This is a genomic window from Phenylobacterium sp. (genome assembly GCF_030697925.1).
Taxonomy (GTDB): domain Bacteria; phylum Pseudomonadota; class Alphaproteobacteria; order Caulobacterales; family Caulobacteraceae; genus Phenylobacterium.
Genome location: NZ_JAUYOJ010000093.1, coordinates 36,891 through 52,485, shown reverse-complemented (window position 1 = coordinate 52,485; position 15,595 = coordinate 36,891). Strand labels below are relative to the sequence as shown.

Below are 15,595 nucleotides of genomic sequence, written 5' to 3'. Positions count from 1 at the left end.
GCTGCGCAAGGCCGCCGAACGCACCGTCGAGGCCACCTGGCGCCGCATCGGCCAACTCCTCGACCACTTCACCCCAACCGAGTGCGCCAACTACCTCGTCAACTCAGGCTACGCTCCATGCTAAAACGGTCATGCTCTAGGTAGCCTCCGCCTCGAGGCTGTCGAACTCGGCGATCAGACGAGCGCCGGCTTGGGGGCCCAGCATATCGATCGCCTGGCGTTCGATCTCGGCGCGGGTTCGTCCACGGGAGGCTTCACGTTCGCGAAGTCCATGCCAGTCCACCATATCGGCCCAGACGGGGTCGATGATCTCGCGGCCGGGGACCTCGCGGCCGTCAGGGGTGCGGAAGGTGAAGCTGCGAAGTTCGGAGATCACCGCCTGCAGGTAGCCGACGTGAATCTGCTCGTCCTGGCGAATGCGTTCGACCAGAACCGCCGCTTGGTCGGCGGCGGCGCGCCGATCGATGAAGAGCGTCGGATCGCGCAGGACATCGCAACAGAATGCGAAGAACGATTCCGCCCGGACCTCGATCATCAGGACGTTCATCAGCATCTTGATGAGTCCCTCATATTCGGGGCCGATCAGGGGCATCTCCCGGTCCGTCGCGACCGGTCGCGAGATGCTCTCCGGCGGCGCGGGCATTGGGTAGGCGCCCCTGCCGAAGACCAGGTCGCGGGAGGCGAACCACATGGCGTCGTGCGCGCCGAGGTCCGGTGTGTGGGGATCGCCACCGCCCTCGTCCATGCCGTGGGCTTCGAGCAGGCCAAGGTGAAGGTGTCCGGTCGCGGTGTCGTCGATATCCTCGACGATCAGCTTGCGCATGTCCGGCGGGACGTAGCTGACCAGGGCCTTGCCGCGGGCCTCCACGATCCCGGTGACAGTGAGGGAATTCCAGAAACTCTGGCCGAGGCCGTTCTGCAACAGCACGCGCTCCTGCGCCACGGTGGGGTAGTTCGGCCGTTGCAGCAGCGAGGTGGTGGCGTCGATAAGCGGCCAGCCGCGGGTTTCCAGCGCCGCGCCCCAGGCCCGCACAGCCGGCTGGCGATGGAGCACCCGGGGCGATACATAGGCGCCCTGAGCGTCGAAACCGCCATGCAGACGGTAGCCCGCCTCGTCGTGCGGCTTGGCGTAGGCATGGCTAGCCATTAACTGTTGGCGGCCGTAGCGCAGGGAAGCGGGAATAACGGCGTCCATGGTGTTCCTCCACGCCGCGCCTCTGATGGGCCGCGTGCGCGGCGGCGATCCTAGCTTATCGCTGGTCACCTGCAACGGCGACACGGCCGACGAGCGCCCGGACATAGTCGCCGACGTCTCGGGGCCAAGCGGCCGTCAGACTGTCGAAGCGCGCATAGTCCTTGGCGTAGAAGGCGCGGTTCGCCTCCTCGAAGTCCGGCAGATCGCCGGCGAGTGCGAACATGACCCGGTGTACGGCGTCCTGGGCCTGTCGCAGGGTCGCGGGCGAGCTCCGCCGGGCGTCCTCCACGAGCCGCCGAAGCGCCGCCGAGGCGCCGCCGGGCTGTGCCGCCAGCCACTCCCAATGGCGTGGAAGCAAAGTCACCTCGCGCGCCGTGACGCCGAGCTTGGGTCGTCCTCGACCGGTTGGCTTGGCGGGTTCGGCCTGCGGCGTCTGGTTCAGCCGTTCCAGGACGTCGGGGAGGGAGCCTCGCAGGTCGAGTTCGACCGAGCGTCCCGTGGCGTCGTCGAAGACCAGTAGATGCGTCGCGTCGGTGTCCGCAGCCGACTTCACGGCCGGGACGACCTCTCGCAAGGTTCCGGCCGCGATGCGTCGGTGCCGGACAAAGGCCGTGAAGGTGTCGGTCGAGGGCATCGGAACTCCTGTGGTGACGTGCGTCCGACGCTGTCGCTCCCGAGCTAGATAATACCCGGATATAAATTGAGCAAGGTGCGCGAGATCTGTCGAGCGTTGGTTAGCACCCGCCGACGGCGATGCGCGACGCGGTCGTCCACGGCCGGCATTGGCTAAGTTCTCTGTTTGTTCGCACGCTTTTGGGGGCGGCATGAAGACGGCGCAAGCGGATTTCCGCTTTCCTGTTCTGGGATTTACGACGGACTCCGACGTCTGGGGACTGTCTGACCTGGACGCCCTAGCAACGTGTGGTCCGCCAACTTTGGCGGAGGGTCTGCAAGTCAGGATGGAGCTGGTGGACGCGGAAGGGCGTCGCTGGATCGTGAACTCGGTGCTGCACACCGGGCGGGCCGGATCGCTGCTATCGCGACTGATGCCGGGTCCCGCGCCGTTGCGGATAGAGCATGAGCTGGAACTGCTCGCGCCGCTCTCTCTCACAGACGTGCAGGCGCGGGTTTGTGAGGCGATGAGGGCTCATCCTGACTTTTGGTGCGAGGATGAGGAGCGAGACACGATCCTGCCGGCGCGTCTCGCGGAGGTGACCGCAGCGGCCGCCATCGCGGACATCCATGAGGTGCTGGGGCTGGACAGCTTCCACGCCTACTGACGCGGCGGAGCCAGGTTGTCACGCTTGAGAGAGGGGCCAACCCCGCAGGCCCGGAAACCGTGGTTGGCGATCCAGTCGCGGGCAGGTACCTAACCTGATGCGAATCCGACAGGTTCTTCCCTGGGCGCTGGCCTTGTGCGCTCTTCCGACCCTGGCCCGGGCGGCCGCGCCAGGGGTTGATGCGCCCGCGTTCCTGGGCGCGCCGATCGAGTTCTATCTCTTCGGCCTGACCTTACTCGGCGTCGCCATCTTCCATCATCGCACCCTGGAGGTGGCGCTCGCCGGGCTCGCTGCGATCCTCGCCTACCAGGCCCTGGTCAGCGGCTTTCCCACCGGCGTCGGCTTGGGCGCGCTGGGGGAACACCTGCGGCACGAATGGGTAATCCTGACCAACCTGATGCTGCTGCTGGTCGGGTTCGAATTGCTCTCGAACCAGTTCGAACGCAGCAACCTGCCCGATCACCTCCCGAGCCTGCTGCCTGACAACTGGACAGGCGGGGTGGCGCTCCTAGGTATCGTCTTCGTCATGTCCGCCTTCCTGGATAACATCGCCGCCGCGGTGATCGGTGGCGTGATGGCGCGCCACGTCTATCAGGGCCGGGTGAGCGTGGGCTTCCTGGCCGCCATCGTCGCCTGCGCCAACGCGGGCGGAGCGGGCAGCGTAATCGGCGATACGACGACCACGATCATGTGGTTGAACGGGATCTCGCCGCTCAGGGTGCTGCCGGCATATGTGGCGGCCGGCGTTGCATTCGTCGTTTGCAGCCTGGCGGGCGCGCGATCACAGCAGCGCTATCAACCAATCCTCGCCAAGGACGAGCCGGACCATCCGCTGCAGTGGCGCCGCGTCTGGATCGTGGTGTTCATCCTGGCGGCCGCCGTGGCGACAAACATCACCGCAAACGCCCTCACGGAGGGCGAGGAGACAGCGCCCTGGCTGGGCTTGGCCGTGTGGGCGGCCTTGATCCTGACGGCCTTTGTGGCCAAGCCCGACTGGGCGGTGGCCCGGCCGGCGCTCAAGGGCGCCTCGTTCCTCGTGGCCTTGGTCGCGGCGGCCTCGCTGATGCCGGTGAACGCGTTGCCGGATCCCACGTGGCAGAGCTCACTGGGACTGGGCTTTCTGTCGGCCGTGTTCGACAACATCCCCTTGACGGCGCTCGCCCTGGAGCAGGGCGGCTATGACTGGGCTCTGCTGGCCTATGCCGTGGGCTTCGGCGGCTCCATGGTCTGGTTCGGATCCTCGGCTGGAGTGGCGCTCACCAACCTCTATCCGGAAGGTCGATCCGTCTTCCGCTGGCTGCGGGAAGGTTGGTTCGTGCCACTGGCCTACGTCCTGGGGTTCCTCGTCATGCTGCTGCTTCTCGGCTGGAATCCGGACCCTTCGGCGGGAGGCGCCACCGGGAGCCGCTGAGGTTGTGCTAGGATCCTGGTCTCGAAAAGGGGCAGCCGATGTCGATCGAACTTTGGGCGCTGTTCGGGGCCATGATTCTGGGCCTTATCCATATCACCGCGGCGTCGTTCACATTCAAGGCTCAGGTTGGGAACGCCTATTCGGTCGGCGCGCGGGACGAGGAATTGCGGCCGAAGGGCGTTGCGGGGCGCCTCGACCGGGCCCAGCGCAATTTCCTCGAGACCTTCGCCGTCTTCGCCGCCGCTGTCCTGATGCTAGAGATGCTCGGCCGGTCAGGCGGCTGGCTGAGCGTGGCCGGCGCCTTGATCTACCTCGCGGGAAGGCTGCTTTTCCTCCCGCTCTACGCAGCGGGCGTCCCGTGGCTTCGCACCTTCAGCTGGAATATTGCGACCGCCGGCTTGGTCATGGTCATGACTGCGATCGTCTGGACGCCGTAGCCGAGGGCTGCCGACGGACCGGCCCGAGTCGATATCGACCAGGGTTGTGTTCTCAGGGCGCACGCCGAGCGCCTTCATCATGGTGATCGAGCCCAGGCCAGCGGCGCCGGCGCCGCAACGCACCAGGCGAAGATCCTCCAGCCTGCGCCCGGTGACCTCGCTGGCGTTGATCAGGCCCGCTGCGCAGAGGATTCCGGCGCCGTGCGGTCGTCGTGGAACACCGGAACGTCGAGCAAGTCCTGAAGTTCGGCCTCGATTCGGAAGCAGTCGGGACTGGAGATGTCTTCCAGGTTCACGCCGCCGAAGGTGGCGCCGATGTGGCGCACGACCTCGATGAAGGCGTCCGCATCCCCGGTGGCGACTTCGATGTCGAAGGAGTCGAGGTCGGCGAAGCGTTTGAAGAGGATCGACTTGCCCTCCATGACCGGTTTCGACGCCAGGGAGCCCAGGTTGCCGGGCCCGAGGATCGCCGTGCCGTTGGAGATCACGCCGACAAGATTGCCCTTGGATGTGTAGTCGTAGACCGCGTTGGGATCCTCGGCGAACTTCCGGATGGGGGTGGCAACCCCGGGCGACTAGGCCAGGCTCAGGTCCTGCTGGGTCGCCATGGGCTTGGTCGCGGCGATCGCGATCTTCCCAGGTTGGGGATAGCGGTGAAAGTCGAGCGCTTCCTGGTCGGCGCGGGCGCGCCGCTCTTCGATCGTCATGGCGCGGCCCTTCAGGTGGTGGGAGTGTTGCCGAGCGCCCAGAGGACGCCCACGACCGCACCCTTGACGATCGGCAGGACCGCCAAGGTGAGCGCCGCGAGAGCCGGGAGCAGGATCGCTAGCAACAGGCCGGTCGGGACCGTCCAGATGAGCTGGAAGGCAAGAAGCGGCGCGACCACGAGATGGCCCACGATCAGGATGGTGAAATAGGGTGGAGCGTCATCTGACGGATAGCGACCATTTTCATGGCCGCAGACCTCGCAGAGGGACCGCACCTTCAAGTAGGCACGGAAAAGCCGGCCGTTTCCACAATTAGGACAGCGGCCCCAGGCCCCGCGCCTGAGGCCCAGCAAGGTTGTCTGGGCTGTCGATCGGCGCGGGATCATGGCGCCGTGGCGCCGCGGGCGGTCACTAGGATTCGATTGCCGGCGCCGTGCTCGTCACTCAGCGCCACGGCGTCGAAGCCGCCCAGGCCGAGCGCGGCTTGAAACGCCCGCCAGTCGCGTCCGCTATAAAGCCAGCGGGTCACGTTGACGATGACCATGCCTCTGGGACGAAGCACCCTCTCCACCGCCCGCCAGAAGGACTGGGACAGATAGGCCCTGGGCGTCTCGAAGGAATCCTGAAAATCGATGAGGACGCCGTCAAATGAGGCCCCCGCAGCCCGCTCGACATAGGCGGCAGCGTCGCTGACGGCTACATCGAGGTAGGGCGGGGCCCGAAAGAAGAGCTGCGCCAGCGGCTTGGCGCAGGGGTCGCAGTCAACAGCGAACACGTCCACGCCGGCTCTGTGCAGCATGGTCGAAGCCGCTCCGCCGCCGTAGCCCAGCACGAGCGCCTGACGAACCTTCTCCTGCAGTAGGACATCGACCGCGGCGGTTACGTGCGGCGCGAGGTTGTGGCCGCTGGCGTCGATCAGCGTTTGAAGCACCCCATCTTTCACATAGCCGACGGTGCGATCGGACCTGCGCAGGATGACCGCCACTTCGCCGCCAGCCGTGTGGGCGGTTCGAAGCGGGATCATGCGACCACCGCCGTTGCGGCGCGGGCCGTGGCGAAGTCCGGTACGAACCCGACCTTCTCCAGGACGTGGGCCTCCACCGTGCGCAGGAGATTGGCCCGCACGCTGCTACGGGCGCCGCAGACGATGATCTCGGCGCCGTCCTGGATGGCGCGGCGAAGGAACGATGAAAGGGCGGCGGCTCCGGTCGGATCGACCAACGGAACCTCTTCGAACCTCAGGATGTAGCGTCGGCTCCGTCCGCCGACCTGGTCGAGGGCGTCCTTGAGCACGCTGGTGCTCCCGAAGAACATGGGACCCCTGAAGGTGATCACCGCGGTATCGTGCGGCAGACCTTCATGCGGTTCGTAGGCCGGCTCGTCCGCGCGGCTGAAGTCGTCCCGATCGCCGTCGATGAGGCGGGGGCCGCCACCCTCCACGGTGGAAAGCAGGCTCATGCGATGCATGAACACGAAGGCGGCCAGCACCATGCCGACCTCGATGGCCAATGTCAGGTCCACGACGACGGTGAGCCCGAAGGTCAGCAGCAAGACGGCCCTGTCGCCGTTGGACGTACCAAGCAGCAGCCGGAAGCGTTGCAGTTCGGCCATGTTGATGGCGACCACCACCAGGATGGCCGCCAGGGCCGCCAGCGGCACATAACTGGCCAGGGGCGAGAGCAGCAACATAAAGAGCAACAGGAATGCCGCGTGCAGCATGCCGGCCACCGGCGAGTGGGCGCCAGAGCCGATGTTGGTCGCGGTGCGCGCGATGGCGCCGGTCGCCGGCAGGCCGCCGAAGGCGGCCGAGCATATGTTGGCGATCCCCTGGGCCACGAGTTCGAGATTGGAGCGATGCCGCCGGCCCGTCATCTGATCGGCGACGACGGCCGAGAGCAGCGACTCGACTCCCGCCAGCAAGGCGATGGTGAAGGCGCTCGGCAGGACGTCCCGCGCCTTGGTCCAGGACCAGAAGTCCAGGCTTGGGGGGGGCAGGGTGGAGGACACGCCCCCGAACCGCGTGCCAATCGTCTCCACCGGGAGGGCCGGTAAGGTGACGGTCACGGCCGCGGCGACCGTCACCACGAGGAAGCCGGGAACCTTCGGCGCCAAACGCCTGAGCCCCATGATCGCGACGAAACAGGCGACCGTGAGGGCCAGGGTGGGAAGGCTCAGGCTGGCGCGCGCCTCCCAGAGCGTTTGCAGCTTGGGAATGAAGTCGGCGGGGACGCGCTCGATCGAGAGTCCGAAAATGTCCTTCAGCTGGCTGACCAGGATGATGGTGGCGATGCCGGTCGTGAACCCGGTCGTGACGGGATCGGGAATGTATTTGATCAGGGTCCCGATACGCAGGAGCCCCGCGACGATCAGGATGACGCCGGCCATCGTCGTGGCGATCAACAGTCCGTCGTATCCGTGCCTGGCGATCACGCCATAGACCACGACGACGAAGGCTCCGGTCGGTCCGCCGATCTGGAATCGGCTGCCGCCCAGAAATGAAATGAGGAAGCCGGCGACCACTGCGGAGATCAGGCCGCGCTCCGGCGTGGCGCCCGACGCAATGGCCAGCGCCATGGCCAGCGGCATGGCGACGATCGCCACCGTCAGGCCCGCGACGAGGTCGCCGCGGAACGGCTTCAGGCCATAGCCCTGGCGCAGGACCGTCACGGTCTTGGGAACGAACAGACGCCAGTCATGCGACATGGGCCGGACGCCTTTTCTCGGACCTGGCGACTAATCGCACGCCACGCCCGACGCCGGCGCTCGGCGCGCCGTCCGCGATCAGTTCGACCCCCGCGGCGGTGAGGGCGTCGACCACCTTCTCCAGGCTGTCGACGACAGCGCGCACGGAGCCCTCGGACGACTCCATCCTCTGGATGGTCGGCAAGGACAGTCCCGACAGCCGAGCAAGGTCGCGTTGGTCGAGGCCAAGGAGGGCGCGGGCCGCCCGCATCTGCGCGCCGGCAATCATGGCGTGACGTCCTGGCGAAACGATATCCTAGTTGTCATGGCGAGCCTCCGACGCGCCGTTGTGGATCTGCAACGCGATGAGGATCGCCTTGAAAGGGCGCAGCACCGCCAGTGTCAGGAGTCCGATCGACGGGAGCCAGATCAGGAGTTGCAACCAGACCGGCGGATGGAACCTGAACTCCACGAAAAGCATCCCGAAACAGCCAATGGCGCCCACAATCAGCAGGATGAAGACCACCGGTCCGTCGCCGGAATCGGCGCGTGAGAAGTCCGCGCCGCAGCCTTCGCACCTGGGACGGACCTTCAGGTATCCGCTGAAGAGAGAGCCCTGGCCGCAGGTCGGGCATCGGCATCTCAGGCCGCAGACGATGGGGTTGAGCCGGTTCATGGGACTGGCGCCGCCAAGCCGGCTCAACATGCGAGCGGGGCGGTAGGCGGCGGCGCCGATCGCGCCTGCCGGTAGACCGCGCGTAGGGCGCCGCGCAGAGCGGGCCTGGCGGCCACCAAGCGAATGTATCGCGAGAGCCGGCTCGGCTCAAAGGGCTTGACGAGCACATGGGCCTCCGGTGGGAGGCCGGTCGTCGCCTCGAGCGCTGGCGTGACGACGATCTGAATCTGGGGCGCCAGCGCCTTGGCTTGCCGAGCGACGTCGCAGGTCGCCGTTCCGTCGTCTTGGGGGCAGAAGACCAGAACGTCCGCCGACAGGCCCTGTTGGATCGCCGCGAGGGCGGGGCCGCCATGCTCATACTCAACGACACGCATGCCGTCATGCCGAAGTCCGGCGGCGAGCCGGCCGCGAAGTTCGCCGTCGTTCTCCACGAGAACGATCGTCGGTCGGTCGCAGGCGACGTTCAGCGGCATGGCGGACTCCTGGATGACGGGCGCGAACAGGATGGCGGTACGGTGTGCAATTTCACATCGATCAAGTGATGCGTCAAATATCACAACAAATGCTCATGATATCAAGATATTGTCTTCAGAGCATCCTGAAGGCGTTCAGGATATCACCTTCGCCGATCCGGCGCGTTCTCCTGAAGCGGTTTCCGAAAATTCGTGAATTGTGCCCATTCACATATCGAAGTCGATATGCAAGACATCATGGGGAGACATGGAGGTCGTGCGCATGGCGGCGCTCGACCCACCGCGAGGGTGGTTGCCGGTTGAATTGCGCGATGGATTTCGCCCGACTGAGACGATCGCTCTCCCTGTTCGAAGGGGAATCGCTGCTGGAGGGATGGGCGGCGGAGCGCATGATGTCGGGCGAGGGGCGCCTGGGGCTGGCGATTGTCACCAATTGGCGGCTGATCTTCATCGATAGCGAGCAGCGCCTGTCGGCTATCCCCATTGCGAAGATCGACGAGGTTGCAATCCCGTCCGTGAGGCGTCTGGCGATACGCGCTTGGTACGACCGGATGGACCTCGTTTTCGACGGCCCGGCCGCGGCGGGCGCCGTGCTCAATCTCCTGCGCCAGGATCCGAAATACGCCGCGCGCGAAAGCAAGCCAGGCGCGGCGGGGGCCAGGGGCGACCACCGTGAGCCGACCGTCGGAAGTCCATCCCACGATCCGCGTCTGGTGACGTCCTAACCGTCGGCGCGGTTCCATGCCGGTCGGCGTTCGAGCGGCGCGATAGGTCGCATTGATGACTTGATGATGCATTGGACATCATTATAGATACGGGAATGATCACGGGTTCGCAGATGAAGGCGGCGCGCGCGCTGCTTGGTATTGACCAGAAGGAGCTGGCCCGGCTGGCTAACGTTTCGCTGCCCACCATCCAACGGATGGAGGCCAGCGACGGAATCGTGCGCGCGGTGGTCGACAGCCTCGAGAAGGTGGTCAACGCCATCAACGCGGCCGGCGTGGAACTGATCGCCGGGGGCGCGCGGAGCGAAGGCGAGGGGCGGGGTGTGCGGCTCCTGGAGCGCAAGTAGCCAGCCTTTAGAATTGATGTTTAAAACGTCACTAAAGTAATTCAGCATATCGACTTGGCGATGTCAGACGTGCTATGATCGGTAGATCATGCTCAATCCTGAGATTGCCCGCTCGTTGCTTTGTCGCGCGTTGGCCGCCGAGGTCCTGCCCGCGCCGCGGCCCGAGCCCGGCCGTTCAAGAGCGATGGGCGGGGGCGATCTATCGCCGTATCCGGACCTTCGTGCGGGGCGGAAACCCCGCAAGGCCAAGCCGGTCCGGCTGTTGTTCGTCTGCCGGACGCAGGCGGCCTTGAGCCCGATGGCTGAGGGCTTGGCGCGAGCCGCCTACGGCCGCCTGGACATCGTCGTCGCCAGCGCCGGATTGACCGCCGGCCCCTTGGATCCCGCAGCCGTTGCCGTCATGGCCGAGATTGGAATCGACATCCAGCGGCGTCAGGCCACCTCGGTCGGCGAGTTGCAAATCGAGGCATTCGACATCGTGGTCTCCCTGGGGGTCGACAGACTTGGACTTGGCCGCCACCAGATGGCGTTGACATGGGCTGTGCCGGACCCTGAAAAAGCGCCCGGACTGGAGCCCATGTCGGTCTTGAGGAATGCGCGCCACGCGCTCGCGCCACGGATTTGGGCGCTTGGGGCCGTGCTCACGGCGAGCGATCGCGCCTGAGGCCCGATCCCGACCATCAGGCGATCGGTCACCCCTTCAGGGCGATGCTCAACGACTGGGCCAGGCTCGGCAGACCACCAGGGTGTTGCCGACATCTTCGGCCAGCACGGGAACCAGTCGGGGCGTCAGGCCCGTGGCTCGCAACGCGCGGGCGATCCACTGCGCCGGCCACGACGCCGTGCAGTCGGCAACATTCCAGACGATCAAACCGCCGGGCGAGAGCACCCCAGCAAGCAACTGACCGATGTCGGTTGTCAGCATGGCGTCCGGAATCTCCGTACCGCTGAAGACGTCGATGGCCACGGCGTCCCACCGCCGTTCCGTCGAGCGCAGGAAGGTCAGGGCGTCGGCGTGGATGCACTCGACCTCGGCAGGGAGGTGAAACCATCGGCGCGCGATTTCGAAAGCCGTGGGCCAGTTGTCAACGGCGGTGACCTTCGCGCCCCGTCGGCTGAGCTGGGTCGCCAGAGCCCCGCCCGCTGTCCCCAGCAGGAGGAGATTCTCGCGATCCTTGAGCGCGGCCTCCATGGCTGAAACATATTCCAGGAGGTTGACGCCCTCAGCGTCCACGTGGGTGTAGAGCGCGCCGTCTTCGAAATAGAAGCGCGACCCATCATCGACCGCTTCGAAGATGCGCACCTTCCTGTCCAGGTCGTCGCATTGGACAAGCACCTTCATAGCCCTGGTTTTCCCGGAGACCTCAGGCGCCGTTCGCCGGGGCGACGAGAAGGTGAACCTGGAGTATCTTTGGAAGGCATATCATTCATGATGGTGTGAACATCAACGATGATGTGAAATGCTTTTGGCGCCGCGTCAGACGCGAGTGCGCGCGCCGTTGTCGAGAAGGCTCCGCTTCAGAGGCTCACATAGAGGGCTGTCGGCCGCGCGGTCTTGATCACCATCAAAACCGCACGGCTGGAAGGCGCGTAGAATTAACCATTCGTCTCGGCGCATCGCCGGTGGCGGATGGGGACACCGCCATGCCCGACGCCGTCGCCCACCCAGGCGCCACGGACCTCCGCCCGGGCCGGCCACCGCGAAGCCGACCTCTTCTTCGAATTCGCGCGCCGCCGCGGCCAGCAGCGCCTCGCCGTCATGGGCCTGTCCCTTGGGGATTGACCAGGCGCCTTCGTCCCGGGTTCGCCAGAACGGACCGCTCGGGTGGCCCAGCAGGAACTCCGCCGACCCATCGCGTAGCCGGTAGACGAGGAGCGCGGCGCTTATGGATCTTGGCATGCCGGCAACATGCCAGGGCGCAGGGTCGAAGTCCCGAGGGCTCCCGGCGATCGCCGCGGCGTTGACATGGCTCAAGACAGTCGCCGGCCACCTGGGGAATGATCGGCGCGTCGCTGCTCAGGCGAAGATCGCGCCGGTCGGACATCATGCCCCTGGACCTGTTCAACCGCCTGGGACTGGCCCCGAGGGGCCGCATATCGATGACTTGGAGGGCCTTTGGCGGTCCTCCAAGTGCTTGGAGCACTTGGAGGACCATGGTGCCGCCGGGCAGGATTGAACTGCCGACCTCAGCCTTACCAAGGATGCGCTCTACCACTGAGCTACGGCGGCGAAAAGGCGAGGGCGGGGCTATAGCCAAAGCCTGGGCCCGCGTGAAGCCTAAAAGCGCCGAAAGGCGTCTTGACGCGGCCGCCGTCTCACCGCACCCCGGTCGTGCATGGAAAAACCGGAGAAAACAGCCGCCGAGGCGCGCGAGGCCAAACTCGCCGCGGCGCTGCGCGCCAATCTGCGCCGCCGCAAGAGCGCCGGGCGAGTCGCGCCGCCCGCCACGCCTCAGGAGCCCGAGACCCCCTCGTGATCGGGGCCGACTTTGCGCGGGTCGCCGCCCAGGCTAGATAGCGGCAAAGGCCCCCGGGCGCGCGCGGCGCGCCGGCCACCTTCGAGGGACGAATTTGGATCGCATCGCCATCATCGGCGGCGCGCGGCTGGAGGGTGTGATCCCCATCAGCGGCGCCAAGAACTCCGCCATCAAGCTGATGGCCGCCAGCCTGCTCACCGACGAACCGCTGCGGCTCACCAATATGCCGCGCCTGGCCGACACCCGGTTCCTGGGCCACCTGCTCCAGCGGCTGGGGACGCAGGTCGAGGAGCGCGACGGCGAGGATGGAGCCGAGACGCTGCTGCACACCCGTGAGATCGTGAGCGGCATCGCGCCCTACGATCTGGTCCGCCAGATGCGGGCGTCCTTCAACGTGCTGGGTCCGCTGATCGCGCGGACGGGACAGGCCAAGGTTTCGCTACCCGGCGGCTGCACGATCGGCGCACGGCCTGTTGACCTGCATCTGGAAGCGCTGCGAACCCTGGGCGCCACCATCGATTTGCATGAGGGCTACGTCTACGCCCAGGCGCCGCGCGGCCTGATCGGGGCGGAAATCGTCTTTCCCTTCGTCTCGGTCGGGGCGACGGAGCACGCGATGCTGGCGGCGGTGCTGGCGCGGGGTGAGACGGTGCTGACCAACGCCGCCTGCGAGCCGGAGCTCGCCGACCTGGCCGACTGCCTCAACAAGATGGGGGCGAAGGTCTCCGGCGCGGGGACCTCCACCATCCGCATCGAGGGCGTCGCGCGCCTGAGCGGGGCGACCCATTCGGTGATTCCCGACCGTATCGAGACCGGCACTTTCGCCCTGGCCGCGGCCATGGCCGGAGGCGAGGTTCGCCTGACCCGCACCCGCAGCGAGTTCATCGGCGCCCTGCTGGACAAGATGGAAGAGGCCGGGGTCGGCGTGACCCGTCACCAGGACGGCGCCACCATCAAGCGCAACGGCGGCCGGTTGCAGGCCGTGGAGATCGAGACCGATCCCTATCCGGGCTTCGCGACCGACCTGCAGGCGCAATTCATGGCCTTGATGACCCTGGCCGACGGCGAGAGCGTCATTCGCGAGACCATTTTCGAGAACCGGTTCATGCACGCGCCCGAGCTGGCGCGGCTGGGCGCCGACATCTCGGTGTCCGGAGGCGAGGCCCGGGTTCGCGGTGTCCAGGCCCTGGAGGGCGCGCCGGTGATGGCCACGGACCTGCGCGCGTCGGTCAGCCTGGTGATCGCGGCCTTGGCAGCCCGCGGCGAGACCATGGTCAACCGCGTCTACCATCTGGACCGCGGCTTCGAACGCCTGGAAGAGAAGCTCGGCGCCTGCGGCGCCCAGATCCGCCGCATCGCCGGCGACGGCGAGTCGGAGGACTGAGGATGACCGCTATTGAAGTCCCGCGCCTGCGGCTGCTGGCGCAAGACGCCGAAGACCTGACGGTGATCGCCGCGGCGCTGCAGGACGCCGTCGGCAAGATCGGCGACATGGCCTACGACCCGAACGCGCGACGCTTGACGCTCGGCTTCAACCGCTATCGCTGGGAAGGGCAGGGCGGGGAGCGGGTGCGCAGCGGCCTGCAGATCGGCTCGGTGCTCAAGGTCCAGACACGGAACCTGCGCCGGACCGCGAAGGCCGCGGTGGTGGAACTGCTCACTGTTTCGTTCGAGGCCGGAGAGGCGCCCGGCGGCGTTCTGACCCTGACCTTCGCGGGCGGCGGGGACCTTCGGGCCACGGTCGAGTGCGTCGATGCGGTCCTGGCTGACGTCTCGGCGCCCTGGCCGACGCGGCGCACACCGACCCACGAGGCCTGACAGGCCATAGCCTTGCGGCGGCTCCCCCGCTAATAGAGCGCGCCATGCGCCGTTTCAAATTCTCCGACCCCGGCTTCGAGGCCGTCTTCGCCGCCTTCGTCGAAGAGCGCCGCGAGACCCCCGAGGACGTGGACCTCGCCGTCCGCGACGTGCTGGCGGCCGTGCGCGGCGAGGGCCTGGCCGCCGTCCTGCGCTACGGCAAGCTGTTCGACCGCGCCGAGGTCGACGAGACCAATATCCGCGTCACGATCGAGGAGATCGAGGCCGGCGCCGCCCAGTGTGCGCAAGACGTGCGCGACGCCATCGCCTTCGCCGCGGGCCGGATCCGCAGCTATCACGAGCGCCAGCGCCCGGCCGACGCCTGGTTCACCGACGACGCGGGCGTGCAGCTCGGCTGGCGCTGGACGCCCATCGAGGCGGTGGGGATCTATGTCCCGGGCGGCCGCGCGGCCTATCCTTCGACCGTGTTGATGAACGCCGTGCCCGCCGCCGTGGCCGGCGTCGACCGTATCGCCATGGTCACGCCCCCGGGCCGGCTGCAGCCCGCCGTGCTGGCGGCGGCCAAGGAAGCCGGGATCACCGAGATCTGGCGCGTGGGCGGGGCCCAGGCCGTCGCCGCCCTGGCCTATGGCGCCGGCCCCATCCGGCCGGTGGACAAGATCGTCGGGCCGGGCAACGCCTATGTCACGGCGGCCAAGCGCCGGGTCTACGGCACGGTGGGCATCGATGCGCTGGCGGGTCCCTCCGAGATCGTCGTCGTGGCTGATGGCGCCAACAATCCCGAATGGATCGCCGCGGACCTGCTCTCCCAGGCCGAGCACGACCCGGCCGCCCAGGCGATCCTGATCACCGACGATCCGGCCTTCGCCGACAAGGTCACCGCCGCTGTCGAACGACAACTGACCAGCCTCTCGACCGGCGAGGACGCCGCCGCGTCCTGGCGCGACCACGGCGCGGTGGTGATCGCGCCGCTGGACGAGGCGCCGCGCCTCGTCGACCTGATCGCCCCCGAGCACGTCGAGTTCGCCCTGGACGAGCCCGAACGCCTGGCCGACCGGGTCCGCCACGCTGGCGCGATCTTTCTGGGCCGCCATGCGCCCGAGGCCATCGGCGACTATGTGGCCGGCTCCAACCACGTGCTGCCGACCAGCCGCGCGGCGCGATTCTCGTCGGGCCTGTCGCTCTATGACTTCATCAAGCGCACCTCGATCGTCAAATGCGACGAGGCGGCCTTCGCCGCGCTAGGCCCGGCCACCGTGGCCCTGGCCGACGCGGAGGGCCTGCCGGCCCACGCCCGCTCGGCGGCGATTCGCCTCGGGCGTGGCTGAGCCGCGAAGCTGAACGGTTGCTGTCAACGGCGTCCCGGA

20 protein-coding genes, 1 tRNA gene and 1 pseudogene are annotated in these 15,595 nt (G+C 67.1%); 10 read left to right on the top strand and 12 right to left on the bottom strand.

Annotated features, from left to right (window positions below; all coding sequences use genetic code 11):
• Positions 1–136 precede the first annotated feature (136 nt).
• Positions 137–1,195, bottom strand: a complete 1,059-nt coding sequence (locus tag Q8Q88_RS08980; protein ID WP_305674854.1) for a hypothetical protein — start codon at positions 1,193–1,195, stop codon at positions 137–139.
• 55 nt (positions 1,196–1,250) lie between these two features.
• Positions 1,251–1,829, bottom strand: coding sequence for a DUF2239 family protein (locus tag Q8Q88_RS08975; RefSeq protein WP_305674853.1), 579 nt, complete (start codon positions 1,827–1,829; stop codon positions 1,251–1,253).
• A gap of 190 nt (positions 1,830–2,019) precedes the next feature.
• Here Q8Q88_RS08975 and Q8Q88_RS08970 point away from each other — a divergent pair, with 190 nt between their 5' ends.
• The 3 genes from Q8Q88_RS08970 (at position 2,020) to Q8Q88_RS08960 (ending at position 4,323) form a co-directional block, all read left to right on the top strand.
• Positions 2,020–2,475 (top strand): hypothetical protein, encoded by a 456-nt coding sequence (locus tag Q8Q88_RS08970; protein ID WP_305674852.1) that lies wholly within the window; start codon positions 2,020–2,022, stop codon positions 2,473–2,475.
• 133 nt (positions 2,476–2,608) lie between these two features.
• Positions 2,609–3,886 (top strand): SLC13 family permease, encoded by a 1,278-nt coding sequence (locus Q8Q88_RS08965; RefSeq protein ID WP_305674851.1) that lies wholly within the window; start codon positions 2,609–2,611, stop codon positions 3,884–3,886.
• 38 nt (positions 3,887–3,924) lie between these two features.
• On the top strand, positions 3,925–4,323 hold the full coding sequence (locus tag Q8Q88_RS08960) for an MAPEG family protein (protein WP_305674850.1): 399 nt from the start codon (positions 3,925–3,927) through the stop codon (positions 4,321–4,323).
• Positions 4,324–4,356: 33 nt separating this feature from the next.
• Here Q8Q88_RS08960 and Q8Q88_RS08955 read toward each other — a convergent pair.
• The 7 genes and pseudogenes from Q8Q88_RS08955 to Q8Q88_RS08925 all read right to left on the bottom strand — a co-directional run.
• Positions 4,357–5,030 (bottom strand): annotated as a pseudogene (locus tag Q8Q88_RS08955) (NADP-dependent malic enzyme); the annotation flags it as partial.
• Between the two features lie 11 nt (positions 5,031–5,041).
• Positions 5,042–5,311, bottom strand: coding sequence for a DUF983 domain-containing protein (locus Q8Q88_RS08950; RefSeq protein ID WP_371129835.1), 270 nt, complete (start codon positions 5,309–5,311; stop codon positions 5,042–5,044).
• 101 nt (positions 5,312–5,412) lie between these two features.
• Positions 5,413–6,054, bottom strand: a complete 642-nt coding sequence (locus Q8Q88_RS08945; RefSeq protein ID WP_305674848.1) for a methyltransferase domain-containing protein — start codon at positions 6,052–6,054, stop codon at positions 5,413–5,415.
• The gene (locus Q8Q88_RS08940) at positions 6,051–7,733 is read right to left on the bottom strand and encodes a SulP family inorganic anion transporter (RefSeq protein ID WP_305674847.1); all 1,683 of its coding nucleotides are present in this window, start codon (positions 7,731–7,733) and stop codon (positions 6,051–6,053) included. The genes Q8Q88_RS08945 and Q8Q88_RS08940 overlap by 4 nt, the downstream gene beginning before the upstream one ends.
• Positions 7,723–8,001, bottom strand: coding sequence for a helix-turn-helix domain-containing protein (locus tag Q8Q88_RS08935; protein WP_305674846.1), 279 nt, complete (start codon positions 7,999–8,001; stop codon positions 7,723–7,725). The genes Q8Q88_RS08940 and Q8Q88_RS08935 overlap by 11 nt, the downstream gene beginning before the upstream one ends.
• A gap of 27 nt (positions 8,002–8,028) precedes the next feature.
• A complete protein-coding gene (locus Q8Q88_RS08930) occupies positions 8,029–8,388 on the bottom strand; it encodes a DUF983 domain-containing protein (RefSeq protein ID WP_305674845.1) in 360 nt (119 codons plus the stop codon).
• Between the two features lie 23 nt (positions 8,389–8,411).
• Positions 8,412–8,861 carry a hypothetical protein gene (locus Q8Q88_RS08925; protein WP_305674844.1) on the bottom strand — a complete coding sequence of 150 codons (450 nt, stop codon included), beginning with the start codon at positions 8,859–8,861 and terminating at the stop codon, positions 8,412–8,414.
• 299 nt (positions 8,862–9,160) lie between these two features.
• On the opposite strand from Q8Q88_RS08925, the gene Q8Q88_RS08920 reads away from it, so the two are divergent.
• From Q8Q88_RS08920 to Q8Q88_RS08910, 3 genes are all read left to right on the top strand, one after another.
• A complete protein-coding gene (locus Q8Q88_RS08920; protein ID WP_305674843.1) occupies positions 9,161–9,586 on the top strand; it encodes a hypothetical protein in 426 nt (141 codons plus the stop codon).
• 95 nt (positions 9,587–9,681) lie between these two features.
• Positions 9,682–9,933 carry a helix-turn-helix domain-containing protein gene (locus Q8Q88_RS08915; protein ID WP_305674842.1) on the top strand — a complete coding sequence of 84 codons (252 nt, stop codon included), beginning with the start codon at positions 9,682–9,684 and terminating at the stop codon, positions 9,931–9,933.
• An 88-nt stretch (positions 9,934–10,021) separates the two neighbouring features.
• Positions 10,022–10,597, top strand: coding sequence for a low molecular weight phosphatase family protein (locus Q8Q88_RS08910; protein ID WP_305674841.1), 576 nt, complete (start codon positions 10,022–10,024; stop codon positions 10,595–10,597).
• 48 nt (positions 10,598–10,645) lie between these two features.
• Here Q8Q88_RS08910 and Q8Q88_RS08905 read toward each other — a convergent pair whose 3' ends face one another.
• From Q8Q88_RS08905 to Q8Q88_RS08895, 3 genes are all read right to left on the bottom strand, one after another.
• The gene (locus Q8Q88_RS08905; RefSeq protein ID WP_305674840.1) at positions 10,646–11,275 is read right to left on the bottom strand and encodes a spermidine synthase; all 630 of its coding nucleotides are present in this window, start codon (positions 11,273–11,275) and stop codon (positions 10,646–10,648) included.
• 135 nt (positions 11,276–11,410) lie between these two features.
• Positions 11,411–11,908: an NUDIX domain-containing protein gene (locus Q8Q88_RS08900; RefSeq protein WP_305674839.1), complete on the bottom strand. Its 498-nt coding sequence runs from the start codon at positions 11,906–11,908 to the stop codon at positions 11,411–11,413.
• A 180-nt stretch (positions 11,909–12,088) separates the two neighbouring features.
• A tRNA-Thr gene (locus tag Q8Q88_RS08895) sits at positions 12,089–12,163 on the bottom strand.
• 106 nt (positions 12,164–12,269) lie between these two features.
• On the opposite strand from Q8Q88_RS08895, the gene Q8Q88_RS08890 reads away from it, so the two are divergent.
• The 4 genes from Q8Q88_RS08890 (at position 12,270) to hisD (ending at position 15,556) form a co-directional block, all read left to right on the top strand.
• Complete coding sequence (locus Q8Q88_RS08890; RefSeq protein WP_305674838.1) at positions 12,270–12,410, top strand: hypothetical protein; 141 nt, start codon at positions 12,270–12,272, stop codon at positions 12,408–12,410.
• A 94-nt stretch (positions 12,411–12,504) separates the two neighbouring features.
• Positions 12,505–13,794, top strand: coding sequence for a UDP-N-acetylglucosamine 1-carboxyvinyltransferase (gene murA, locus Q8Q88_RS08885; RefSeq protein ID WP_305674837.1), 1,290 nt, complete (start codon positions 12,505–12,507; stop codon positions 13,792–13,794).
• Positions 13,795–13,796: 2 nt separating this feature from the next.
• A complete protein-coding gene (locus Q8Q88_RS08880) occupies positions 13,797–14,228 on the top strand; it encodes a DUF2948 family protein (RefSeq protein WP_305674836.1) in 432 nt (143 codons plus the stop codon).
• A 44-nt stretch (positions 14,229–14,272) separates the two neighbouring features.
• The gene (hisD, locus tag Q8Q88_RS08875; protein WP_305674835.1) at positions 14,273–15,556 is read left to right on the top strand and encodes a histidinol dehydrogenase; all 1,284 of its coding nucleotides are present in this window, start codon (positions 14,273–14,275) and stop codon (positions 15,554–15,556) included.
• The last annotated feature ends 39 nt before the right edge of the window (positions 15,557–15,595 follow it).